We start from the raw sequence: 24087 nt of genomic DNA, 5'->3' as shown, positions 1-24087 counted from the left end.
TTCAATGCACCTTACTGGGATCGAAGGCGTCCCGAACCGCCTCACCGATAAAAATTAACAGCGACAGCAGGATCGCCAGCGTCAGGAATGCTGTTATCCCCAGCCAGGGAGCCTGGAGATTATTTTTACCCTGCAATAACAACTCCCCTAATGACGGCGAGCCGAGTGGCAGACCGAATCCCAGGAAGTCGAGCGAGGTCAGGGTGGTGATTGAGCCACAGAGAATAAACGGCAGATAGGTCAGGGTGGCAACCATCGCATTGGGCAGCATATGCCGTGAGATGATCTTGCGGTCGCTGACCCCAAGGGCCTGTGCGGCGCGAATATAGTCAAAGTTGCGGGTGCGCAGAAATTCGGCCCTCACCACGCCGACCAGTTGCATCCAGCCGAACAGCACGGTGATAGCCAGCAGCCACCAGAATCCCGGCTGGATGACGCTGGAGAGCAGGATAATCAGAAACAGCGTCGGCATCCCGGACCAGACTTCGATAAACCGCTGACCCCAAAGATCAATACGGCCACCGTAATAGCCCTGGCAGGCCCCCACCACCACGCCAATGATGCTGGAAATCAGCGTCAGCATCATTCCGAACAGTAGCGAAATTCGCGTGCCATACAGTAATCTTGCCAGCACATCCCCGCCGTTAGCATCGGTTCCCAACCAGTTATGCACAGAAGGCGGGGCAGGGAAGGGTACGGTGGAAGCAAAGTTGATGCTGCCATCACCAAAGCGAATGGGTGCCCAAATTGCCCAGCCCTGTTGATCGATGCGTGATTTTAACCACGGGTCCTGATAATCGGCCGCGCTGGCCAGTGGACCGCCGAAGTCGGTCTCGCTGTAATTCACCAGTAGCGGCAAAAAAGTATGTCCCTGATAACGCACCAGCAGGGGTTTATCATTCGCCAGCAGTTCTGAACCGAGGCACAGAATAAATATGACGACAAAAATCCACAGTGACCAGTAGCCCCGACGGTTCTGGCGGAATCGCGCCCAGCGGGCCTGATTAACAGGGCTTAATCGACTCATCAGCGTGCCTCAAAATCAATGCGCGGATCGACCAGCGTGTAGGTGATATCGCTGAGGATGTTCAGCAGCAGGCCAATCAGCGTGAAAATATATAAAGTGCCAAACATCACCGGATAATCACGCTGGATGGTTGCATCGTAGCCCAGCAGGCCCAGTCCGTTCAGCGAAAACATCACTTCAATCAACAGAGAACCGGTGAAGAACAAACTGATAAAGGTGGCCGGGAAACCGGCAATAACCAACAGCATGGCGTTGCGGAACACATGGCGGTAGAGGATTTTTTTTTCATCCAGCCCTTTGGCGCGGGCGGTGACCACATACTGTTTGCGAATTTCATCGAGGAATGAATTTTTCGTCAGCATCGTCAGCGTGGCAAAACCTCCGATCACCGCAGCGGCAACGGGGAGGGTGATATGCCATAAATAGTCAGTGATTTTGCTGTACCACGGCAGGGCATCAAACTGGGCTGACACCAGGCCGCGCAGCGGAAACCAGTCGAGGTAACTCCCCCCGGCAAACAACACAATCAACAGCGTGGCAAACAAAAATGACGGTATGGCGTAACCGACAATGATAAGGGTGCTGCTCCAGACATCAAAAGCGCTGCCATTACGTACGGCTTTTTTTATACCCAGTGGAATCGACACCAGATAGATAATCAGCGTACTCCACAGACCGAGAGTAATGGAAACCGGCAGACTGTTTTTGATGAGTTGAATAACCGAACTGCTGCGAAACAGGCTGTCTCCAAAATCAAAACGCACATAGTTCCACAGCATGGTGAAATAGCGTTGGTAAAGCGGCTTATCAAAGCCATAGCGTTTGGTGATCTCAGCCACCACTTCCGGGTCCAGACCGCGTGAGCCACGATACTGGCTGTCTCCGGGGTTCATGGCATTGCGTCCCTGAACCTTTGGCGCGCCCGCTGAACCCGGCATACCTGTGGTCTGGCCGAATTCGATATTCGCCAGTGCCTGATCGACCGGACCGCCAGGGGCGATTTGTACAATAAAAAAGTTGATGGTGATAATTGCCCACAGCGTGGGAATAATCAGTAACAGTCTGCGTAGCAGGTAATTGCCCAAACTCTGCTCCTTATCGACGTTGGGCCGGCAACTGTGCGGCTTTGTTGACATCGTACCACCAGCTGTCGAAACCCAGTGACCAGGTCGGACGTGTTTCTGGCATCGAGAATTTGTTCCACCAGGCATAGCGGTCGCTGGCGTTGTACCACATTGGGATCATGTAATAATTCCACAGCAGAACCCGATCCAGTGCGCGCCCGAGCGGCAGCAGCGCAGCTTTGTCACCCTGATGCTGATTAATTTGCTTAATCAGGTTATCCACCACAGGGTTAGAAACATGTGGGCGGTTATAGCTGGAATTGATATAGGCGCTGGCCCAGTAAATCTGTAATCCACTGTCCGGGAACGGCATCGCCGGATAGGGCGATGCCAGCATATCGAAGTCGCCCTTACGCAGGCGCGCCAGATACTGTGAGCTGTCAACCTGACGAATATTCAGTTTGATGCCGATTCTCGCAAGGTTGTGCTGGAACGGTAATATCCACTGATCGTTACCGTCGTTTCGCGTCAGTAACTCGAAACTGAAGCTGGCCCCGGTATTGACATTGACCAGGCGTTGATTTTTCAGCTGCCAGCCCGCCTGCTTCAGTAAATCCAGTGCTTTCAGAAGGTTACTGCGGTTATAGCCACTGCCGTCCGTGTGGGAGGGCTGAAAAATCTGTGAAAACACCTCATCCGGAATTTTGCCTTTAAACGGTGCCAGAATTTCAAGCTCTTTGGCATCAGGATAATGACGGGCAGCATATTCCGTATTCTGGAAATAGCTGTTGGTGCGTTGATAAGAGCCATAAAACAGGGCTTTATTCATCCACTCAAAATCAAATACCAGTGAAATGGCCTCACGAACCCGTCTGTCACTGAACAAAGGCTTTGGCACGTTAAACGCCAGCCAGTTAGTCGCAGTTGCAACCCGGTTTGGCTGCTCATCTTTCACGATAAAATGCTGACTGAAGTTCTTTCCCTGATACTGAGTCGCCCATTTTTTAGCCGAGCCTTCATTGCGAAAATCAAACGCACCCGCCTTGAACGCTTCAAAAGCGACATTGTCATCCAGATAGTAGTCATAGCGCAGCGTATCGAAATTATGCAGTCCCCGGTTCACCGGCAGGTCTGCCGCCCAGTAATCCTGCACGCGTGAATAGGTGACGGATTGACCGACTTTATAGCTGGTGATCCGGTAAGGCCCGCTGGAGAGTGGAGGCGTTGGCAGCGGCTCGCTCAGTTTATGGTCTTTCCAGAATTTTTCCGGGAACACCGGCAGGCTCAGCAGCGACAGCATCTTATCGCGGTCGCTCTCCGGGAGTTCAAAACGTACGGTAAGCCGGGAAATGGCTTTGGCGGTGATGCCTTTAAATACCACCCGGAACTGCGGTACGCCTTCGGTCATAAACTTATTAAAGGTGAAGGCGACATCATCGGCGGTTATCGGCGTGCCATCCTGAAAACGCGCCTGAGGTTTCAGTGTGACCTCAACCCAGCGGTAATTATCGGGATAACGCGCAAATTCGGCAATCAGGGGATAATAGCTGCCTGCTTCATCATCAGGGCTGACGAAAAGTGTGTCGTAAAGGGTATCAGAACCAGCGGCCGGATTGCCTCGCGAAGCGAAACGATTGAAGTTGTCATAGGTGCCGAGGGCCGACAGGGTGACGCTACCTCCTTTGGGGGCCGCCGGATTGACATAATCATAATGGCTGAAGTCTGTGGCATATTTCGGTTCGCCAAGTTGGGCAAAGGCGTAACTTTCATTGATTTTTTCAGCCAGCACGGCTGGTGCGGTAAGACTGAAGGCTATCAAAGCAAACCAGCGCAAGATCATCGTGTTATTCAACTCCAGAAACAAAACCCGAGGCGGGCACAAGCGTAACAGCAGGATGATGGCTGTGGCAATGCGCTAAATCAGCTGTTTACCGGGGATACAGTGAAATGAGGTGATTAACAAACGATTATGGCAAATGGCGAAGCTTGAGGTGGCAGGCAAAAAAAACGCTGCCGTGGCAGCGTTTACTCTCATTTCGTTTCGCAGACCCAGGGAAGGGCAATCAGCTTTGCGAGCGGCTTAGTACCCGGCGCGCATCGCGATAACGATTTTTCCAGTAGGCTTCATTCAGGTTAGAAATCATCACACCATTGCTGGTGGAGGCATGAACGAAATTGTCATTACCCAGATAGATCCCAACATGACGTCCCGTTGAACCTGCCCGCAATAAGACCAGGTCTCCCGGACGGAGTTTGGCTCGCTGAATACTCTTTCCGCTGTCTTCCTGTTCATAGGTAGAGCGGGGAAGATCCAGACCAAACTGCTCACGAAATGTGGTCTGCACAAATGCTGAGCAATCAATGCCGCGTTTGCTGGTACCGCCAAGGCGATAACGAACGCCTTTCCAGTCGGAATACTGTTCCATCAGACGGGATTTAATATCCACATTCTGCACCAACTGTTCGAATTCATCCTGAGACGCTTGCAGTAAAAAACCATTCTTGTCTTTAACTGCATGAGTATCAGTTTGTGCATTATTGCCGGTATTCGTCGAGCTACAAGCTGAAAGCAGCGTTGCCAGAGCAACTGCGGGTATCACCCGCCAAATATATCTCAGAATCGGTTGAGACTTGACCATTATGAATGTGATCCCTTGAAGTCCTTAACGACAAAGTCGCTAGCTAAATTGCGAAACGAAATGAGAGTAAATATCACAGGTGGGTAAGACAATTCCTGAATAGTTAAAATGTGTTTGTGAGCACAATTTATTTTTCATCTTCAGAAAAATGTCTGCTGATTTTACCTGATTGCAAACGAGGTTACCCGATTACAGCCCGCATGGCGAGGGGTTTTAGCGACTTTTTTATAGGTTTTCACAATGTGAAACAACAAGGTCACAGCGTGGCAACGGTATCGGTATATTGCGCAGAAACTTTAGCCAGAAAAGGGCAGAACAGGGTGAAAATTGGTTTTTTTTATTTTTTATAGATGAAAATAGCGACATATCGTTTCAGGAAAATGGTTTTTGCTGTCAGCCAACCATAATAAAATCTTTTATAGAATATTTGCTTACCAGGCTAAGGATAGCAGTAAACCGCATTGAACAGGGTATTTGCCGGTTATTTTGCAATTTACTGCCCGGGATATTACTTAGCCGGCTTATATTTCCCAGGTAAATGGCGATATAAAGCGTTCACTAAATAATCACTGGCCGGGGTAATTAACCACCAGCTCATTCCCACCAACACGACAGAAAGAGAACCGACAGCCACATCAGTAAACCAGTGAGCGCCAATCATAATTCGCGGCGTGGCAAATACCAGCACAATGACGACGGCAATTAAAAATGCCTTTCGGGTGAAATAACGCAGCATAAAACAGGCAAAAATCATCAGCATCATGCCGTGGTCGCCGGGAAAACTGTCGGCAGAGGCATCTTTGGTTGGAATCCCCGTCAGTTGTGCAACGTGATTTACGTGCGGAAAGAATTTTGTAGGACTGCGGTGTGATACCGGAATCAGGTGGCCCAACTGATTGAGCAGTAAAGCGCTCAACAGCATGGCAATGCCAATGGCAAACATACGTCGACGGCCCTGCGGTGTTTCCTGCCGCCAGAAATGAAAATAAAGCGCGCCCATTGCTAACAGGGATACGCCATCAAAAAGCCTGAAGTTGGTGATTGCCACCAGCCACAGCAGGGCTTTGTTGGTGACCAGTCGGTCGTTAAACCAGAAGAAAATGCTGTTATCTGCGCCGGACCACCATCCATGATTGACAGGCAGATACCATGAAAAGAACAGCGCCAGACCCAGCAGGTTAAGCAGCAGAATGCAGGTTAATTTTTTTATATTCATTGCAGGCTAATGATAAGGCAGAAAAGTAACAGTGCACATTATACCTGAGAAGTTAAACGAAGCTTCAACAAAGATCTCTGGAGTTCGTTCCAGTTTGCTTCTGCCTGGTGAATGATTTCGATACGGCTGTCCGGAGGCGCACTCTGACTGGTTTCAATACGGAAATCGTTGCCCTGGCGATTGACGCTTACACTGCCTTCGGTAATGCGCATCACGCCTTTGATCCGTGCCACGGGTGTGAGTCTCACCCATTCAAGCAGTCCGATGGTATCGAAAATGGTTTCGTCATCGAATATCCAACCGCAGGCATAATAGCCCTGTCCCTGGTTGAGCGACCGACGCCAGCGGCTGTTCTGCTGAAGCGCCAGGGCAGCCAGCTGTGACGGGGGATGTGCAGAATGATGATGCCCGTCAGGCAGGGGACGCTGATTTTCACGCGGCCTGTCCAGCAAAACAGGGTCAATTCTGCCAAAAGAGGTGGTGACAACCGGGCGGTGAAACGCATCCTGTGCCTGCCATTGCTGTAATGCCTGACGGGTTTGTTCATCCCATCGATCTTCTTTATTTGCCACAATAATGTCGGCAGCGGCGAGCTGATCGCGGAAATTTTCATTTTCCACCACCTTTTGCTCACTCAGTTGCCGTGGGTCCAGCAGGCACAGCGACGCGTTAAGCGTCAGCCAGGGGCGATATACCTCAGCCGACAGCATGGAAAGGATCTGTTTCGGATGGCCGAGGCCGGTTGGCTCAATCAACAGCCGGTCGGGATTGTGTTGTTTTAACAGCATGTTCAGACCTACCTGCATCGGCAGCCCGTTAACGCAGCACATACAGCCGCCCGGAATCTCTTTTAACACCGCGCCGCTTCCGGCCAGCAGTGCACCATCGATGCCCACCTCACCAAATTCGTTTACCAGCACGGCCCAGTTTTCATTTGCGGGTTTGCCTGCCAGCAGGTGGAGCAGCGTGGTGGTTTTTCCACTGCCCAGAAAACCGGTAATCAGATTGACTCTGGTCATTTCTTCTTCCTCAACGCCTCAGTGATGTGGCTGATGGCATCATCATTAATCTGGCCGGTTAAAACTGTCTTCACAGCGCAAAATGCCAAAGTTGCGACTACGTTAATAAGGCGATAATTAAATGATGAGGTCATTATGAATGGCAAAAAACTGTTGATTGCTTTTCTTTTTACTTCATGGACGAACTACACACTGGCAGCCGGAAGCAATTCCGGAGTGATTCACTTTGAAGGCGCTATTGTCGAACCCCCCTGCGACGTGCAGGTTGAGCACAATCAGCTCAGTTCATCCTGCTATCGTGATGGTCAGAATCTGATCACCCGCTCAGCCATTTCCGGTGAACAGGCCATTCCTGCCAGCTTTGGGCAAAGCGAGATGAGTTGGCTGAACAGCGAGCACACCCAGGGGATACTGACCGTCAGCTACAACTGATGCGTAATTGTTATAACATAACAAAACCGGTCGTGCAGCAGCACAGACCGGTTTTTTAATGCAGATTATTCAGCGCGACCCATATAACGACGCTCAGGAATATGGATGCGGATTTTATCACCATTGCTGAGGTATTCCGGCACCTGAATAACCAGGCCGGTGCTCATGGTGGCGGGCTTGGTGCGTGCGCTGGCGGAAGCCCCTTTGATGCCCGGCGTGGTTTCAATAATTTCCATATCCAGCGTCTGAGGCAGCTCCAGCGCCAGAATCTGGCCTTCCATCGTCAGCACCTGAATGCCGGGAATACCGCCCTCCGGAATAAACAGCAGCTCCTCTTCAATCTGCTCTTTTTTGAATACGTAGGGGGTGTAATCTTCGTCGTCCATAAAAACATATTCGTCACCATCAATATAAGAGAAGGTCACCTGACGACGGCTCAATGAAATGGTGTCCAGAATGTCGTCACCTTTAAAACGCTCCTCAACTTTCAGGCCGGTGCGAATATCGGTGAAACGCATTTTATACAGGGTGGAGGCCCCACGGGCACTGGGGCTTTGCACATCAATATCTTTTACTAACAGTAACTTACCGTTGTGGCTGACCGCCATTCCTTTTTTTATTTCGTTCGCTCTTGGCATTTTGACGTCTCAATCAATGGGCTCAGTAAAATTATTGCGCCAACTTACTCTGGCTGATGGCTTCAGGCAAGGATTGTGCTGTTCAGAACCGCGTAAATGATCGTTCCGGTCAGGAAAAAAGAGCGCGACAGAGTGATGGTATTCCATTCTGCTGGCTGCTATTGTCGCGCAAAAGTAATCGGGAGGTAAAAATGGAGTGTCGTTCTGCCTGTGGCGCGTGCTGCATTGCACCTTCAATTTCAACGCCTCTTCCCGGTATGCCTGAGGGAAAAGCGGCGAATACCCGCTGTGTCCAGCTGGATGAACAGCAACGTTGTAAAATTTTCGGCTCGTCTCTGCGACCTGCGGTATGTGCGGGCCTCAGGCCAGAGCCGGAGATGTGTCGGGGTAGCCGGCAGGAGGCCTTAACCTGGCTACTGGAGCTGGAAAGAGAGACCATGCCATAAGGTGATGATTCCCCGGTTGCTGATGAGCGCCTGCTGACCCGTAAGATGAAAAAGCCATTGCTGTCAGCACGTCGTCAGCAACCTGCGTGTTGAGTAAAGCGCCATTTTCTGAAATTAGCGGATAAAATGTGCGTCGCTTCAAAAATCTGCTACGTCGATGACGTTAAAACTTGCGACATTCCTGCCAGCAGACCAGAATCCTTGAAACGTTTCAGCGTTATCTGTTCAGTCCGTTGAAATACAGGTCGCGCTTTTTTTCTCAAATTAGCTGAAACGATTCAATTTCAGCAGCGAGGAGAACTATGTTCCAACTTGAACTGTCCGCAATCCATCCCGGTGCCAGCGCCGGAGATAAAGAAGAGGCCATCCGCCAGGTCGCCGCAGCATTGACTGCGGCGGGTAACGTCGGTGAAGGGTATGTGAACGGAATGCTGGCCCGTGAGCAGCAGACGACAACCTATCTCGGTAACGGCATTGCAATCCCACACGGCACCACCGACACCCGTGATCTGGTGTTGAATACCGGTGTGCAGGTGTTTCAGTTCCCGCAGGGCATCAACTGGGGTGATGACCAGACGGCTTACGTGGTGATTGGCATCGCAGCGAAGTCGGATGAGCATCTCGCGCTGCTACGTCAGCTGACCCACGTACTGAGCGATGACAGCGTGGCTGAGCAGTTGAAAAACACGGATTCGGCAGAGACGTTGCGCAGTTTGCTGATGGGCGAAAAGCAGGGCAGTGAATTTAAATTCGACACCTCGCTGATTGCCACAGAGGTCGCCGCCAGCGATCTGATCACGTTACAGGCGCTGAATGCCGGGCGTTTGCAGCAGGCCGGCGCAGTCGACGCCAGCTTTGTCAGCCGTGTGGTCAGCCATCGCCCGCTGAACCTTGGGCAGGGCATCTGGCTGAGCGACAGCACTGAAGGCAACCTTGCCAGTGCGGTGGCCATCAGCCGCAGCGCCACGCCCTTTGAGGTGGAAGGAGAACAGGCCGCGCTGCTGGTCACCGTCGCTGTAACTGACGATCAGCCAATGAACGTGCTGAACTACCTTAGTGATTTACTGTTGAAAAAACAGGCTGACCGTCTGCTCAGCGCCGATGCCGCCGGGATTCTGGCTTTGCTGACCAGCGAAGTCTCCGAACAGGCCGATGTGCTGAGCGAAGAGTACACCATCCGCAACGAGCATGGTCTGCATGCCCGTCCGGGCACTGCACTGGTCAGCGTGATCAAGCAGTTTAATGCCGAAATTACCGTCACTAACCTCGATGGCAGCGGTAAACCTGCCAATGGCCGCAGCCTGATGAAAGTGGTGGCCCTGGGGGTGAAAAAAGGCCATCGCCTGCGTTTCACTGCCAGTGGTGAAGATGCCCGTGCCGCGCTGGACGCGATTGGGGAAGCGATTGCCGCAGGCCTGGGTGAGGGGGCGGCATGAGCAGACGCGTCGCAACCATCACGCTGAACCCGGCATATGACCTGGTCGGCTATACCCCGGAAATTGAGCGTGGCGAAGTTAACCTGGTGAAAACCACCGGCCTGCATGCTGCCGGAAAGGGGATCAACGTTGCCAAAGTACTGAAGGACCTGGGCATTGACGTCACGGTGGGTGGCTTTCTCGGCAAAGAGAATCAGGACGGTTTTCAACATCTGTTCAGCGATCTTGGCATTGCTAACCGCTTTCAGGTGGTGGAAGGGCGGACGCGCATCAACGTTAAACTGACGGAAAAAGATGGTGAAGTGACCGATCTTAACTTCTCTGGTTTTAACGTCACCGCGCAGGACTGGGAACGCTTCAGTACCGATTCGCTGAGCTGGCTGGGCCAGTTTGACATGGTATGCGTCAGCGGCAGCCTGCCGGAAGGCGTAAATCCGGATGATTTCACCCGCTGGATGAGCGCCCTGCGCACGCACTGTCCGTGCATCATTTTTGACAGCAGCCGTGAGGCGCTGGTGGCCGGTCTGAAAGCCGCGCCGTGGCTGGTAAAACCTAACCGCCGCGAGCTGGAAATCTGGGCCGGTCGTAAACTTCCCACTTTGCAGGATGTGATTGAAGCCGCTCATTTGCTGCGCGAACAGGGGATTGCTCATGTGGTGATCTCCCTGGGAGCAGAAGGTGCGCTGTGGGTGAACGCTTCAGGTGAATGGATCGCCAGACCACCAGCTTGTGAAGTGGTGAGCACCGTTGGTGCCGGGGATTCGATGGTTGGCGGGTTGATTTATGGCCTGCTGATGCGCGAGTCCAGCGAGCACACCCTGCGTCTTGCAACGGCTGTGGCCGCGATGGCCGTCAGCCAGAGTAACGTAGGTGTTACCGATCGTACCCAGTTGGCCGCAATGATGGCGCGCGTCGACCTCCAACCCTTTAACTGACAGCAGGAGAGCATAATGAAAACGCTGCTGATAATTGATTCTTCGCTGGGGCTGGCAACAGGCTATCTGGCAAAAAATATCATTACCGCGACGGCAGCCAGTAAAGGGCTGACGCTGACGGAAAATCTGGCCGAAGCCGATCAGATTATCGTTGCCGGGAAACAGATCCCCGCTGACGGTAAGCTGGATGGCAAGGCCGTCTGGCTGGCTGATATTGAGCAGTTACTGCGTCAGCCGGAAGCCGTACTGGAGCAGGCGCAGTCTGGCGCAAAAATCTGGCATGCTCCTGCTGCCTCCGCTTCGGCGTCTGCCGTCCCGGCAACTGCCGCTGGCACCGGGCCGAAGCGTGTTGTGGCGGTCACCGCCTGTCCTACCGGCGTCGCGCACACCTTTATGGCCGCAGAAGCCATTGACACCGAATCAAAAAAACGTGGCTGGTGGGTTAAAGTGGAAACCCGTGGCTCAGTGGGCGCAGGGAATGCCATTACTCCGGAAGAAGTGGCTGCGGCCGATCTGGTGATCGTGGCGGCGGATATTGAAGTAGACCTGGCTAAATTTGCCGGAAAACCGATGTATCGCACCTCAACCAGCCTGGCGCTGAAGAAAACCGCGCAGGAGCTGGATAAAGCCGTCGCCGAAGCCAAACCTTATCAGCCCAAAGGCGGTAGCCAGCCTGCCGCTGCGGGCGATGAGAAAAAAGAGAAAGCGGGTGCCTATCGTCACCTGCTGACCGGCGTATCCTACATGCTGCCGATGGTGGTGGCGGGTGGTCTGAGCATTGCCCTCTCTTTCGCCTTTGGTATCACGGCTTTTAAAGAGCCGGGAACGCTGGCGGCGGCGCTGATGCAGATTGGCGGTGGCAGTGCATTTGCTCTGATGGTGCCGGTGCTGGCAGGCTTTATTGCCTTCTCAATTGCCGACCGTCCGGGTCTGACGCCTGGCCTGATTGGCGGGATGATCGCCACCAGTATTAACGCCGGATTCCTCGGTGGCATTATTGCCGGTTTCATTGCCGGTTACGCTGCAAAACTGATCAGCTCGAAGGTCAAACTGCCGCAGAGTATGGAGGCGCTGAAGCCAATCCTGATTATCCCACTGCTTGCCAGTCTGATAACCGGACTGCTGATGATCTACGTTGTTGGTACGCCAGTGGCAAAAATCATGGCCGGGCTGACTCACTGGCTGGCTAATATGGGCACAGCGAATGCGGTTCTGCTGGGTGCTATCCTTGGCGGCATGATGTGTACCGATATGGGCGGTCCGGTGAATAAAGTCGCTTACGCTTTTGGTGTTGGCCTGCTGAGTTCGCAAACCTATGCGCCAATGGCAGCCATTATGGCGGCAGGCATGGTGCCACCGCTGGCGATGGGACTGGCAACCCTGGTTGCGCGTAAAAAATTCAACAAAGGTCAGCAGGAAGGCGGCAAAGCGGCGCTGGTACTGGGACTCTGCTTTATCTCTGAAGGGGCGATTCCTTTTGCGGCCCGCGACCCGATGCGTGTTCTGCCGTGCTGTATTGTCGGCGGTGCGTTGACCGGTGCAATCTCCATGGCGATTGGCGCTAAACTGATGGCACCGCACGGTGGTCTGTTTGTGCTGCTTATCCCAGGCGCTATCACGCCGGTGGTCGGTTACCTGATGGCGATTATTGCAGGAACGGCAGTAGCGGGCCTGGCTTATGCGGTACTGAAACGTCCGGAAACGGAACTGGCAAAAGCATAAAATTGTATTTCCTGCCACAGGCAGGTGCAGGAGGGGACTGATGACCCGGTTATCAATGTCACCCTCCTGCACCTGCTTTTTTTATATCGATCAGCGAAAACTCCACTGCACGCTCATGGCAAATACCGTTGGAAATATCATTCCGGCTTCAACGCCAACCTGACGGGTAAAATTGTATTGCATCCCGTTGTAAAGGTAAGGCGAGAAACCGACCCCGGTCGCTTTTTTAAAAGCCTGATAGGAACCGCGATCGCCGCAGTGGCTGAATGATTTAAAAAAGAATTCCCCGGTATAGCCATAAACGCCTTTAAACACCCAGCCATTATCCCAGTCCTGCCAGTCTCTGCGCACCGCCAGCGACAGACAGCGATCGTCAAAACTGTTTTTCAGCGTTCCCACCAGCGCACTGTATTTTGAGTCTGCCGAAAATTTACGTTCTGCGGAAATAAACCGGTTATTAAAATTTTCATTGTACTGCCCATGATTGCCGGTCAGGTGGTAGACGAATGAACCTGTATTCACTGAATAAAGGTTTAACTCACCGGCCTGGCTGGCAACCGGGTAAGCAGCGGCCAGCCATAATAATGTCCTGCCTGTTTTTTTAAACACGTTCAGCATCTCTGGCTGTTATGAACGAATGGAGTGCGGGTTTGCAAATCGGGGTGATGGTAGAAGGGAACGTATTAACCGCAACTCAACGGTTTTCTGGCTGAAAAGTTAATTTTGTGAATAAAAAGCAGGAGTTATGTTGAATGGTAAGCGCAGTGATAAAACGGCCAGCACCGGTGTCTGCACTAAGCTGCTGTTTATGCGCATCAACCGTGTCGGAGAAGGGCAGGAGTGAACGGGGCATTCGGGTTGCGCTCTGCAACGATGAGCATCAGCGCGGCGGCGGATAAATCGCCGCGCCGTTGAGCAGGGGTTAAACTTGTTCGGATTTCAGCCACGCAATCTCATCTTTCCAGATATCCGGATTAACCGTTTCCAGAATCAGCGGAATGCCATCAAAGCGGCTGTCTTTCATCAGCCAGCTGAACACCGTTTTGCCTATATTCCCTTCGCCCAGACTGTGGTGGCGGTCGACGCGACTGGCAAACTCGCTTTTGGCATCATTCAGATGCATACCGCGAAGATAGTCAAAGCCGACAATCTCGTCGAAGTCGGCAAAGGTTTGTTCGCACTGCGCTTCGGTGCGCAGGTCGTAACCGCCCGCGAAAGCGTGACAGGTATCGATACAGACGCCGACGCGGGATTTGTCCTCCACGCCTGCAATGATTGCCGCCAGGTGCTCAAAGCGGAAACCAAGATTACTGCCCTGACCGGCGGTGTTTTCAATCACCGCGGTCACCCCCTGCGTTTGGTCCAGCGCGATATTAATCGACTCCGCAATACGTTGCAGGCAGGCTGCCTCATCAATCTGATGCAGATGACTGCCGGGATGGAAATTCAGCAGGGAGAGGCCAAGCTGCTGACAGCGGCTCATCTCATCAATAAAGGCTTCGCGTGATTTTTCCAGCGCCTCTTCCACCGGATGGCCCAGATTAATCAGGTAAGAGTCGTGCGGCAGGATCTGCGCGGCGCTGAAGTGATATTTTTCGCAGGCGGCGCGGAAAGCGGCAATCACCTCTTTTGTCAGCGGCGCAGCGCGCCACTGGCGCTGGTTTTTAGTAAAAAGCGCAAAGGCTGTTGCTTCCAGCTCATGGGCGCGTAGCACCGCCTGGTCCACGCCACCGGCAGCACTGACGTGGGCACCGATAAATTTCATGCCGTTTCTCCTGTTGAGTTCTGCATCCAGCGACGCAAGCGGGTAATGATAACCGCACGGCGCAACCTCATGCCATCAAATGTTGCACCACAAGGTTAATTGTCCCGCCGCCCAACATCAGCCAGATAAACAGCACCAGCCCCAGCAGCAGAGGCTTCAGCCCGGCCTGCTTCAGCGAACTGAAGCGGGTGGTGAGCCCCAGCGCCGCCATTGCCATTGCCAGCAACAGGTTGTCCAGCTGGTTCAGACTGCTGATAACACTTTGTGGTAACAGATGCAGTGAGTTGAACAGTGCCACCGCAATAAACATCAGCGCAAACCACGGAAAAGTGATGCTGTTCGCTGCGCGATCGGCGCGCCCTGTGTTGTTTCTCAGCCTGACGCTGAGCAGTAACAAAAACGGTGCCAGCATCATCACCCGCAGCATTTTGGCAATCACCGCCGCGTTCTCGGTTTCAGCGCTGACCGCGTGCCCCGCCGCGACAACCTGTGCCACTTCGTGCAGGGTGGAGCCGGTAAACACTCCCCATTCAGTGGCTGTCAGCGCAGGGAAACAGGCTGTCGCCCCGTGCCACAGCAGTGGATAGATAAAGATCCCCAGCGTGCCAAACAGCACCACGGTGGCGATGGCAACGGTAACTTTTGCGGCTTGCGCACGGATAACCGGCTCCGTCGCCATGATGGCCGCCGCCCCGCAGATGCTACTGCCTGCGCCAATCAGCCAGCTGGTGTCGCGGTCGAGACCGAAAAGGCGTCGGCCCAGATAGACTGCCAGCAGGAAGGTGGAGCTGAGCGTCAGGATGTCAATGATCACCCCGCTCGGCCCCACACTGGCAATCTGTTGCATGGTCAGTCGGAAACCATAAAGAACAATGCCCAGCCTGAGCAGACGCTGTCTGGCAAGCTGTACGCCGGGATCACAACGCCCGGCCCAGCGCGGATAAAGAGTATTACCCACCACCATACCGGTAATAATGGCAAGCGTGAGTGCCCCCAGCCCCAGGCGGGCAACGGCTGGCTGATTACCCAGCCAGACGGCAGCCCCGGCCAGCAGCAGCGACAGCAGAAGACCGGGGGTAAAACGTAGCGGACCAGGCTGGTCGGGACTAAAAGTGAGATCGGCCATAGCATTACTCCTGTTAAGAGTTGCCAGCATGAGCCGTGATGGCTTAAAAGAGAAATTGATTATATATTTATAATCAACCAGAATAACTGATATGTCCTGCAACTGAAAAGGCGACGCCATGCACATTACCCTGCGGCAACTGGAGGTGTTCAGCGAAGTGCTGAAAAGCGGCTCAACGACCCAGGCCGCTCTGCTTCTCTCTCTCTCCCAGTCGGCGGTCAGTGCCGCGCTGGCCGATCTGGAAAACCAGCTGAATGTGCAGCTGTTCGACCGGGTTGGCAAACGGCTGGTGGTTAATGAACATGGGCGTCTGCTTTACCCCCGTGCGGTGGGTTTGCTGGAGCAGGCGGCAGAAATAGAACAGCTGTTTCGCGAAGATAAAGGGGCGCTGCGGGTGTATGCCAGCAGCACCATCGGTAACTATATGCTGCCAGCGATGATAGCCGGATGGCGACGGGACTATCCCGATCTCCCTCTGGAACTGAGCGTGGGCAACAGCCAGGATGTTATCCATGCGGTGGCGGATTTCCGTGTGGATATCGGTCTGATTGAAGGACCGTGTCACATGACTGAGGTGATTAGCGAAGCCTGGCAGGAGGATGAACTGGTGGTGTTTGCCGCCCCGGATGCACCTGTTCTGCAACGACCGGTGACGCTGGAAAGCCTGGCGGTCGAGCCGTGGATCCTGCGTGAACGCGGTTCAGGTACGCGTGAAATCGTTGATTATCTTTTACTGTCGCACCTCTCTTCCTTCCGGCTGGCGCTGGAGCTGGGCAACTCGGAAGCGATCAAACATGCTGTGCGTCATGGCATCGGGATCAGCTGTCTGTCACGACGGGTGATTGCGGAGCAGTTGCAAAGCGGCACGCTGCGGGAAGTGCCGTTGCCGCTGCCAAAACTGACCCGTACCCTGTACCGCATCCATCACCGGCAGAAGCATCTCTCCAGGCCATTGTTACGTTTTCTGAGTTACTGCAATGAAACGAGGTGAAGGGCTAATATGCTGATTACCCCGGACTTTCTACGGTGAATCAGGCTTAAGCTAATAATTTTGTGTCGATTATTAAGCTGTCTTATAACAAGAGTGTTAATACTCACGTTTGCGAAAGAGTTTGCTACAATCGCGCCTTATTTCAGCCGGAGTGCAGCATTTCAAGATGGTTAAAGACAAAATAACAACACAACAACCTGGGTTACGCCGGGCGTTAAAAGCGCGTCATCTGACGATGATTGCGATTGGTGGTTCGATAGGCACCGGCCTTTTTGTCGCATCCGGGGCGACAATTTCGCAGGCAGGGCCTGGTGGTGCGCTACTCTCCTACATCCTTATCGGCCTGATGGTCTGGTTCCTGATGACCAGCCTGGGCGAACTGGCGGCATTTATGCCGGTCTCCGGTTCATTTTCCACCTATGGTTCACGTTATGTTGAAGAGGGGTTTGGCTTCGCGTTGGGCTGGAACTACTGGTACAACTGGGCGGTAACCATTGCGGTGGACCTGGTCGCCTCGCAGCTGGTGATGGCCTGGTGGTTCCCGGATACGTCGGGCTGGATCTGGAGTGCCCTGTTCCTCAGCCTGATTTTCCTGCTCAACTATCTGTCGGTAAAGGGTTTTGGTGAGGCGGAATACTGGTTCTCGCTGATCAAAGTGGTCACCGTCATCATCTTTATCGTGGTCGGCCTGATGATGATCGCTGGCATCCTGCGCGGCAGTCAGCCGGTAGCGGGCTGGGCTAACTGGCAGATTGGTGATGCGCCCTTCGCTGGCGGATTCTCGGCGATGATTGGCGTGGCGATGATAGTGGGTTTCTCCTTCCAGGGCACCGAGCTGATAGGCATTGCGGCGGGGGAATCGGAAGATCCGGCGAAAAATATTCCCCGCTCCATGCGCCAGGTATTCTGGCGTATCCTGCTGTTTTACGTGCTGGCGATCCTGGTGGTCAGTCTGATCATCCCTTATACCGATCCCGATCTGCTGCGTAATGATGTGAAAGACATCAGCGTCAGCCCGTTCACCCTGGTATTTAAACATGCCGGGCTGCTCTCAGCGGCGGCGGTGATGAATGCGGTGATCCTGACCTCGGTTCTGTCAGCGGGTAACTCCGGCATGTATGCCTGTACCCGGATGCTTTATACCCTGGCGCAGGAAGGCAAAGCGCCACAGATGTTCGGCAGGCTTTCGGCGGGCGGCGTGCCGCGCAATGCCCTGTATGCCACCACCGTCGTGGCCGCACTCTGCTTCCTGACCTCGCTGTTTGGCAATCAGTCAGTCTACCTCTGGCTGCTTAACACCTCCGGTATGACCGGTTTTATCGCCTGGCTGGGGATTGCCATCAGCCATTATCGTTTCCGTCGCGGTTATCTGGCGCAGGGGCTGGACCTTGCCGATTTGCCGTACTGCTCACGTTTCTTCCCGCTGGGGCCGGTCTTTGCTTTTGTCCTGTGCCTGGCGATAACGCTGGGTCAGAATTATCAGGCGTTTCTTGCTGACAGGATTGACTGGTACGGCGTGGCGGCAACCTATATCGGCATCCCGCTGTTCCTGGCGATCTGGTTGGGTTACAAACTGACCAAAAAAACCCGCTTCATCAGATACAGTGAGATGACCTTCCCGAAATTCAGGGAGTAGGGGAGTCATCAGAGGCGCGGTTTCCGCGCCTTTTAATTGGTTACAGGTAAAATAGTTGCCGGCAAAGATTATTGATAACTATTATCATTTCCTTTAATGTTACCGCCGTGATTTTTTCTTAAGCCAGGTATCAAGATGAGTTTAACCCACGACTCCACGCGCAATGCTGTCGGAATGGAACAGGACAGCGCGATGGGCCGCTATCATCAGGTATTGCGCAAGCGCATGTTGATGATGAGTGTGCTGGTCATTGCCATTCTCGCTTCGTTGCTGCTCGATTTCACCCTCGGCCCTTCAGGTTTATCTCTGTCAACGCTGTGGCAGACCTTGTGGTCACCAGAGAGTGTGGACGCCGGTAGTCGGGTCATCGTCTGGGATATTCGTCTGCCTTACGCGCTGATGGCGGTGGTGGTGGGGCTGTCTCTTGGCCTGGCGGGTGCGGAGATGCAAACCATCCTCAATAACCCACTGGCCAGCCCGTTTACGCTGGGGGTCTCCTCTGCGGCGGCCTTTGGTGCGGCCCTGGCTATTGTGCTGGGCATCGGTATTCCGGGTATCCCCGATCAGTGGTTTATTTCGGCGAATGCTTTTGTCTTTGCGCTGTTCGCGGCGCTGATGCTGGATGGCGTCACGCGCTGGACCCGCGTTGCCAGCTCCGGCGTGGTGCTGTTCGGTATTGCGCTGGTGTTCACCTTTAATGCGCTGGTATCGATGATCCAGTTCATCGCCAGCGAAGACACCCTTCAGGGGCTGGTGTTCTGGACGATGGGCAGCCTGGCGCGCGCCTCCTGGCAGAAGCTGGGCGTGCTGACGGCGATGTTTGCGCTACTGGTGCCGTGGTCAATGATGAGCGCCTGGAAGCTGACGGCGCTGCGTCTGGGCGAAGACCGTGCGGTCAGTTTTGGCATAGATGTTCGCCGTCTGCGGCTGGGAACGCTGCTGCGTATCAGTATTCTTTCCGCGCTGGCGGTGGCTTTTGTCGGGCCAATTGGTTTTATCGGCCTGGTAGCCCCGCACATCGCCCGTCTGATGTTTGGTGAAGATCACCGTTTTTACCTGCCCGCCAGTGCGCTGACCGGCGCGCTGGTACTGTCGCTCGCGTCGGTGGTGTCTAAAAACCTGGTGCCGGGGGTGATCATTCCGGTAGGCATTGTGACCTCGCTGGTGGGGGTGCCGTTCTTCCTGAGTATTATTCTGCGTCACCGGGGGAACGTCTGATGGATGGACTGAAAATCAGCGGCTTTAATGCCGGTTACCCGAAACGCCAGATTATCAGCAACCTCAATGTGCCGTTGCTGCCGCGTGGCAAAATTACCGTGCTGCTTGGCCCCAATGGCTGTGGCAAGTCAACCCTGCTGCGATCGCTGGCAGGGCTGAACCGGGCGCAGGGCGAGCTGTGGTTAAACGGCAGTGAACTGATGGCGCAGCCGTTTGCCCGTCGCGCGGAGAAAGTGGTTTACCTGCCGCAATCACTGCCTGCCGGGGTTCACCTGCATGTGCTGGAGTCAATCATTGTGGCACAGCGGGCAATGGGCGGTCACAACAGTGCCGCCAGCGAGTCAGAAGTGATGGATCTGCTGGAGAGGCTGGGGATTGCCCATCTGGCGATGAGTTTTCTCGACCAGCTCTCCGGCGGTCAGAAACAGCTGGTCGGACTGGCGCAGTCGCTGATCCGTCGTCCGGAGCTGTTGTTGCTGGATGAACCGCTCAGCGCGCTGGATTTAAATTATCAGTTTCATGTGATGGATTTGGTGCGGCGCGAAACCCGTAAGCGCAACATTATTACCGTGGTGGTGGTGCATGACATTAATATTGCCCTGCGCCACGGTGAGCACGTATTAATGCTGCAAAACGGCGAGCTGATTGCCGACGGCCTGCCGGAAGCAGTGATCACCCCGGAAAGTCTGGCGAAAGTCTATGGTGTCAGAGGGCGGATTGAGCACTGTTCCCAGGGGTTGCCTCAGGTACTGATTGACGGCCTGGTGGCGGAACCCGGCTTTTAATCGGCGCTGGCATCTGCGCTCAAAAGGTTACGCCGCGCCGGACAGGCTTCCGGCACGGCGAAAGGCTATGCCAGCAGATGGCGGGCGTGAAAGCGCAAATGATCTTCCACAAAGCTGGCGATAAAAAAGTAGCTGTGACCATAACCGGGTTGGATACGCACGGTCAGCGGATACGCCTTCTCTCCGGCAATGGTCTCCAGCAGCTCCGGGCGCAACTGATCGGCGAGGAACTGATCGCTGTCACCCTGGTCAATCAGCATCGGAAGTCGGGCTGAGGTTTGCTGCATCAGCCAACAGCTGTCGTACTGACGCCACTGCTCTGCATCCTCTCCCAGATAGGCCCGAAACGCTTTCTGTCCCCACGGCACCTCAGCAGGATTGACGATGGGAGCGAAGGCGGACACCGAGGTGAATTGCTGCGGATTACGCAGTGCCAGCACCAGTGCACCGTGGCCGCCCATTGAGTGGCCCATGATCGCCTGACGATCGCTGACGTGGAAATTCCCGGCGATTAACGCAGGCAACTCCTCGTGCAGGTAGTCATACATACGGTAATGGGTTTTCCACGGCATTTGCGTCGCGTTGAGATAAAATCCCGCCCCCTGGCCCAAATCGTAGCCCTGATCGTCCGCCACACCTTCGCCGCGTGGACTGGTATCCGGCATCACCAGCACCAGTCCCAGCTCGGCCGCCACCCGCTGTGCACCGGATTTAACGGAAAAGTTCTCATCGTTACAGGTCAGCCCGGCAAGGCACCAGACGACCGGCGGCGGCGTCTCGCGTTTCGGGCCGGGCAGGAAAATGCTGAAGGTCATTGCACAGTTCAGCGTGGCCGATGCGTGGCGATAGCGCTGTTGCCAGCCGCCAAACAGACGGTGTTCTTCCAGTAGCTCCAGAGTGGCTGCCATCAATCCTCCTGATTATTTGTTGTAATGCACCACGGTGCGAATCGATTTGCCTTCATGCATTAAATCAAAGGCCTGATTAATCTCTTCCAGCGGCAGGGTATGGGTAATGAAATCGTCCAGCCTGAATTCACCGTCAAGATAACGCTGGACGATCCCCGGCAGCTGCGAACGGCCTTTCACACCGCCAAATGCCGAGCCGCGCCATACCCGACCGGTTACCAGCTGGAATGGGCGGGTGGCAATTTCTTCGCCCGCTCCGGCGACGCCAATAATCACCGACTCACCCCAGCCTTTATGGCAGCACTCCAGCGCCGAACGCATCACGTTGACATTGCCAATGCATTCAAAAGAGAAGTCGACGCCGCCATCGGTCATTTCAACAATCACTTCCTGAATCGGTTTATCGTAATCTTTTGGGTTAATCAGATCCGTTGCGCCCAGTTTCGTTGCCAGATCGAACTTACTGGTATTCAGGTCGATACCAATAATGCGCCCGGCCTTCGCCATTTTTGCGCCGATAATTGCCGACAGTCCGATACCGCCCAGACCAAAAATGGCGACCGTATCACCTTCTTTCACTTTGGCGGTGTTCATCACCGCGCCCATGCCGGTGGTGACGCCGCAGCCCAGCAGACAGACTTCTTCCAGCGGCGCTTCTTTGCTGATTTTTGCCAGCGAGATTTCCGGGATTACCGTGTATTCAGAAAAGGTAGAGGTGCCCATGTAGTGGAAAATGGGTTTGCCATCTTTGAAAAAACGGGTGGTGCCATCCGGCATCAGACCTTTACCCTGGGTGGCACGGATCGCCTGACAGAGATTGGTTTTACCTGACAGACAGAATTTACATTTGCCGCATTCCGGGGTGTACAGCGGAATAACATGATCCCCGACCGCTACGCTGGTGACGCCTTCACCCACTGCTTCGACGATACCGCCGCCTTCATGGCCGAGAATGGCCGGGAACACGCCTTCCGGATCTTTGCCAGACAGGGTATAGGCATCGGTATGGCAAACGCCGGTGGCGACAATACGTACCAGCACTTCGCCTTTTTGCGGCGGCATCAAATCCACTTCTTCAATTTTCAGCGGTTCACCGGCAGCCCAGGCCACCGCAGCGCGCGTCTTAATCATTTGCATCGTTTCTCTCTCTTATACATCAATGTGTTAAGGGTTATCTGGCTCTCCGCGTCTGATGGACCAACCCCAGCTTTTTACTGCGTGGTGGAATTCAGACAGCGACCGTCATGCTTTGCCGATCAGATTCTGAAGCTAATAAGTATGGACGATTTCATCGTCTCCGCTGACCTGCCCGGACTGGTCGATAATCAGGTGTTTCAGTGCCTTAATATTTGGTGTAAAGGCATCGCGACGCCAGACGAGATACGTGCTGGTGCGGCCGATCTCCTCCGGTATCGTGTGACGACGAACCTGTCCGGCGGCGGGCAGTTGCTGCAATACCGATTCCGGCAACAGTGCCAGCCCACCGCCACTGGCTACGCAGGCCAGCATCGCGTGATACGACTGGATCTCCATAAAGGTGCCAGGCTGAATGCCTGCGCTGCGGAACCAGTTTTCAAAACGCAGGCGGTATGAACAGCTGGGCCGGAAAGCAAACAGGGTATCGCCGGCCGCATCTTCCGGTTTCACAATGGGCTGATGATCCTGGCTGGAAATCAGCACCATGCGTTCGTTAAAGGCCTGGCAGCTGTTCAGCTCATTGACCAGAATCGGGCCATCGGCCAGCGCGGCGGAGAGCGTACCGGCGCGCACCCGCTCAATGATTTCGCCAGAAGTGCCGGTGACCAGCGAGAGCGCGACGGCAGGGTAGCGCTGATGATAGGCCGCCAGCAGCGCGGGCAGGCGGGCGGCGGCGGTGCTCTCCATCGAACCCAGCGCGAAGTTACCGCCAGGCTCGCCGTTGTGCGTCATATTCAGCGCTTCTTCACTCAGCGCCAGAATGCGTTGGGCGTAACAAAGAAAATTGTGCCCGACCGGTGACAGGCGCAGGCGCTGCTTTTCACGGATAAACAGATCGGAGCCCAGCTCCTGTTCCAGCTGGCGCAGGCGGGTGGTCAGATTGGAGGGCACGCGATGCAGCAACTCTGCCGCCCGCGCCAGCGAGCCGGTCTCTGCAACGGTACAGAACATTTTTAACTGGGTCAGATCCATTATTCTCTTATTGTAAATAACCTGGTTATTATTATTCACTTTTCGTGAGTCTAACCTTCAGGCAGCATACTGGCAACATTTACCTTTGACATTCGGGCGCTTTGCCGTGCGGGATTAAGGAGTCGGTAATGGCTGTACGTGTGGCGCTTTGCGCATTTATTTCGCTGGTGGTGGTGATGGGCATTGGACGTTTTGCCTTCACTCCCCAGGTGCCGCTGATGATCAATGAGCATCAGCTGTCGCTGACCAGCGCATCCCTGGTGGCGGCCTGCAATTACCTTGGCTATCTCTGTGGCTCATACGATGCGATGCGGGCCAGCCGCCATATTCAGCAGCGGCTGCTGGCGGGCATCGCCGGCACCGTGTTGCTCACGCTGCTGTCAGCCTGCGTCTCTGCGGCCTGGCTGCATGGGGTGATTCGCTTTCTGGCAGGCTGGGCCAGCGGTTGGGGACTGGTGCTGGTGGCCGCCTGGAGCAACGAACGTCTCGGTCACCGTCCTGGTCTGAGTGCGGCGGTGTTTGCCGGACCGGGAGCGGGGATTGTGCTGTGTGGCATGCTGGCGTGGATGTTACATCGCCACGGTGTCAGCGCTGCCGAAGGGTGGTTTGCCTGTGGGGTGCTGGCGCTGATTCTGCTGCTGCCGGTGATGCGATACCTGCCGGCAAAAGGGGAGGTGCATGGTAACGCCCCGGCAGCAGAACCGCTGGTAATCAGCGGGGCATTAAAGAGGTTGGTCTGGAGCTACAGCCTCGCCGGATTTGGCTATATTCTGCCCGCCACTTTTTTATCCCAGCTGGCGCTGTCTCGCTTTCCGCACAGTCCGCTGTCACAGTTTGTCTGGCCCCTGTTCGGCGGGGCTGCCGTGGCCGGCATTGCGCTGGGTATTGCCACCCGTCATCTTGGCCACGCCAGCC

At 54.5% G+C, this 24087-nt stretch carries 23 protein-coding genes; 10 read left to right on the top strand and 13 right to left on the bottom strand.

From position 1 onward, the window contains the following. Position 1: 1 nt before the first annotated feature. The 6 genes from BG55_RS11975 to BG55_RS11950 all read right to left on the bottom strand — a co-directional run bounded on the left by BG55_RS11975 (position 2) and on the right by BG55_RS11950 (position 6965). On the bottom strand, positions 2 to 1027 hold the full coding sequence (locus BG55_RS11975) for a microcin C ABC transporter permease (protein ID WP_034937961.1): 1026 nt from the start codon (positions 1025 to 1027) through the stop codon (positions 2 to 4). Beyond that, positions 1027 to 2112: a microcin C ABC transporter permease YejB gene (locus tag BG55_RS11970; RefSeq protein WP_034937959.1), complete on the bottom strand. Its 1086-nt coding sequence runs from the start codon at positions 2110 to 2112 to the stop codon at positions 1027 to 1029. Before BG55_RS11970 ends, BG55_RS11975 begins: the two co-directional genes overlap by 1 nt. Positions 2113 to 2122: 10 nt before the next feature. Further along, positions 2123 to 3931 (bottom strand): extracellular solute-binding protein, encoded by a 1809-nt coding sequence (locus BG55_RS11965; RefSeq protein ID WP_034937957.1) that lies wholly within the window; start codon positions 3929 to 3931, stop codon positions 2123 to 2125. A gap of 223 nt (positions 3932 to 4154) precedes the next feature. Further along, positions 4155 to 4730 carry a bifunctional murein DD-endopeptidase/murein LD-carboxypeptidase gene (gene mepS / locus BG55_RS11960; RefSeq protein WP_034937955.1) on the bottom strand — a complete coding sequence of 192 codons (576 nt, stop codon included), beginning with the start codon at positions 4728 to 4730 and terminating at the stop codon, positions 4155 to 4157. 508 nt (positions 4731 to 5238) lie between these two features. Next, positions 5239 to 5946 (bottom strand): phosphatase PAP2 family protein, encoded by a 708-nt coding sequence (locus BG55_RS11955; RefSeq protein WP_034937954.1) that lies wholly within the window; start codon positions 5944 to 5946, stop codon positions 5239 to 5241. A gap of 38 nt (positions 5947 to 5984) precedes the next feature. After that, positions 5985 to 6965 (bottom strand): CobW family GTP-binding protein, encoded by a 981-nt coding sequence (locus BG55_RS11950; RefSeq protein WP_034937952.1) that lies wholly within the window; start codon positions 6963 to 6965, stop codon positions 5985 to 5987. 135 nt (positions 6966 to 7100) lie between these two features. Between BG55_RS11950 and BG55_RS11945 the strand changes: the two genes are divergently transcribed. Then, positions 7101 to 7397, top strand: coding sequence for a YmdA family protein (locus tag BG55_RS11945; RefSeq protein ID WP_052018810.1), 297 nt, complete (start codon positions 7101 to 7103; stop codon positions 7395 to 7397). A 65-nt stretch (positions 7398 to 7462) separates the two neighbouring features. Here the strand turns inward: BG55_RS11945 and yeiP are convergent, their stop codons facing one another. Then, positions 7463 to 8035 carry an elongation factor P-like protein YeiP gene (gene yeiP, locus BG55_RS11940; protein ID WP_034937950.1) on the bottom strand — a complete coding sequence of 191 codons (573 nt, stop codon included), beginning with the start codon at positions 8033 to 8035 and terminating at the stop codon, positions 7463 to 7465. A gap of 191 nt (positions 8036 to 8226) precedes the next feature. Here yeiP and BG55_RS21895 point away from each other — a divergent pair, with 191 nt between their 5' ends. From BG55_RS21895 to fruA, 4 genes are all read left to right on the top strand, one after another. After that, complete coding sequence (locus BG55_RS21895; protein ID WP_071995014.1) at positions 8227 to 8481, top strand: YkgJ family cysteine cluster protein; 255 nt, start codon at positions 8227 to 8229, stop codon at positions 8479 to 8481. 302 nt (positions 8482 to 8783) lie between these two features. After that, complete coding sequence (gene fruB, locus BG55_RS11935; protein WP_034937948.1) at positions 8784 to 9917, top strand: fused PTS fructose transporter subunit IIA/HPr protein; 1134 nt, start codon at positions 8784 to 8786, stop codon at positions 9915 to 9917. After that, complete coding sequence (gene fruK / locus BG55_RS11930) at positions 9914 to 10852, top strand: 1-phosphofructokinase (protein WP_034937946.1); 939 nt, start codon at positions 9914 to 9916, stop codon at positions 10850 to 10852. The genes fruB and fruK overlap by 4 nt, the downstream gene beginning before the upstream one ends. A gap of 15 nt (positions 10853 to 10867) precedes the next feature. Beyond that, positions 10868 to 12574, top strand: a complete 1707-nt coding sequence (fruA, locus tag BG55_RS11925; RefSeq protein WP_034937944.1) for a PTS fructose transporter subunit IIBC — start codon at positions 10868 to 10870, stop codon at positions 12572 to 12574. A gap of 90 nt (positions 12575 to 12664) precedes the next feature. Here fruA and BG55_RS11920 read toward each other — a convergent pair whose 3' ends face one another. The 3 genes from BG55_RS11920 to BG55_RS11910 all read right to left on the bottom strand — a co-directional run bounded on the left by BG55_RS11920 (position 12665) and on the right by BG55_RS11910 (position 15465). Continuing rightward, positions 12665 to 13183 (bottom strand): hypothetical protein, encoded by a 519-nt coding sequence (locus tag BG55_RS11920; RefSeq protein WP_152542761.1) that lies wholly within the window; start codon positions 13181 to 13183, stop codon positions 12665 to 12667. Positions 13184 to 13496: 313 nt separating this feature from the next. Continuing rightward, positions 13497 to 14339 (bottom strand): deoxyribonuclease IV, encoded by an 843-nt coding sequence (nfo, locus tag BG55_RS11915; protein WP_034937942.1) that lies wholly within the window; start codon positions 14337 to 14339, stop codon positions 13497 to 13499. Between the two features lie 67 nt (positions 14340 to 14406). Further along, a complete protein-coding gene (locus tag BG55_RS11910; protein WP_034938048.1) occupies positions 14407 to 15465 on the bottom strand; it encodes a YeiH family putative sulfate export transporter in 1059 nt (352 codons plus the stop codon). Between the two features lie 118 nt (positions 15466 to 15583). Between BG55_RS11910 and yieE the strand changes: the two genes are divergently transcribed. The 4 genes from yieE (at position 15584) to BG55_RS11890 (ending at position 20095) form a co-directional block, all read left to right on the top strand. Next, the gene (yieE, locus tag BG55_RS11905; RefSeq protein ID WP_034937941.1) at positions 15584 to 16456 is read left to right on the top strand and encodes a DNA-binding transcriptional regulator YeiE; all 873 of its coding nucleotides are present in this window, start codon (positions 15584 to 15586) and stop codon (positions 16454 to 16456) included. 166 nt (positions 16457 to 16622) lie between these two features. Further along, the gene (locus BG55_RS11900) at positions 16623 to 18092 is read left to right on the top strand and encodes an amino acid permease (RefSeq protein WP_034937939.1); all 1470 of its coding nucleotides are present in this window, start codon (positions 16623 to 16625) and stop codon (positions 18090 to 18092) included. A gap of 135 nt (positions 18093 to 18227) precedes the next feature. Next, a complete protein-coding gene (locus BG55_RS11895) occupies positions 18228 to 19310 on the top strand; it encodes a FecCD family ABC transporter permease (protein ID WP_034937938.1) in 1083 nt (360 codons plus the stop codon). Continuing rightward, positions 19310 to 20095: an ABC transporter ATP-binding protein gene (locus BG55_RS11890; protein WP_034937936.1), complete on the top strand. Its 786-nt coding sequence runs from the start codon at positions 19310 to 19312 to the stop codon at positions 20093 to 20095. Before BG55_RS11895 ends, BG55_RS11890 begins: the two co-directional genes overlap by 1 nt. Before the next feature lie 65 nt (positions 20096 to 20160). Here BG55_RS11890 and fghA read toward each other — a convergent pair whose 3' ends face one another. The 3 genes from fghA to ptrR all read right to left on the bottom strand — a co-directional run bounded on the left by fghA (position 20161) and on the right by ptrR (position 23172). Continuing rightward, positions 20161 to 21003, bottom strand: a complete 843-nt coding sequence (fghA, locus tag BG55_RS11885; protein WP_034937935.1) for an S-formylglutathione hydrolase — start codon at positions 21001 to 21003, stop codon at positions 20161 to 20163. A 12-nt stretch (positions 21004 to 21015) separates the two neighbouring features. Beyond that, complete coding sequence (locus BG55_RS11880) at positions 21016 to 22140, bottom strand: S-(hydroxymethyl)glutathione dehydrogenase/class III alcohol dehydrogenase (protein ID WP_034937933.1); 1125 nt, start codon at positions 22138 to 22140, stop codon at positions 21016 to 21018. Positions 22141 to 22272: 132 nt separating this feature from the next. Then, positions 22273 to 23172, bottom strand: a complete 900-nt coding sequence (ptrR, locus tag BG55_RS11875; RefSeq protein WP_034937931.1) for a putrescine utilization regulator PtrR — start codon at positions 23170 to 23172, stop codon at positions 22273 to 22275. A gap of 128 nt (positions 23173 to 23300) precedes the next feature. Here ptrR and BG55_RS11870 point away from each other — a divergent pair. Continuing rightward, positions 23301 to 24087, top strand: a 787-nt coding sequence (locus BG55_RS11870) for a YbfB/YjiJ family MFS transporter (protein ID WP_034937928.1), incomplete at its 3' end; no start/stop codon positions are given.

The sequence above is a fragment of the Erwinia mallotivora genome (genome assembly GCF_000590885.1).
In the GTDB taxonomy this organism is placed as follows: Bacteria; Pseudomonadota; Gammaproteobacteria; order Enterobacterales; family Enterobacteriaceae; genus Erwinia; species Erwinia mallotivora.
This window is presented reverse-complemented; position numbering and strand designations above follow the sequence as displayed.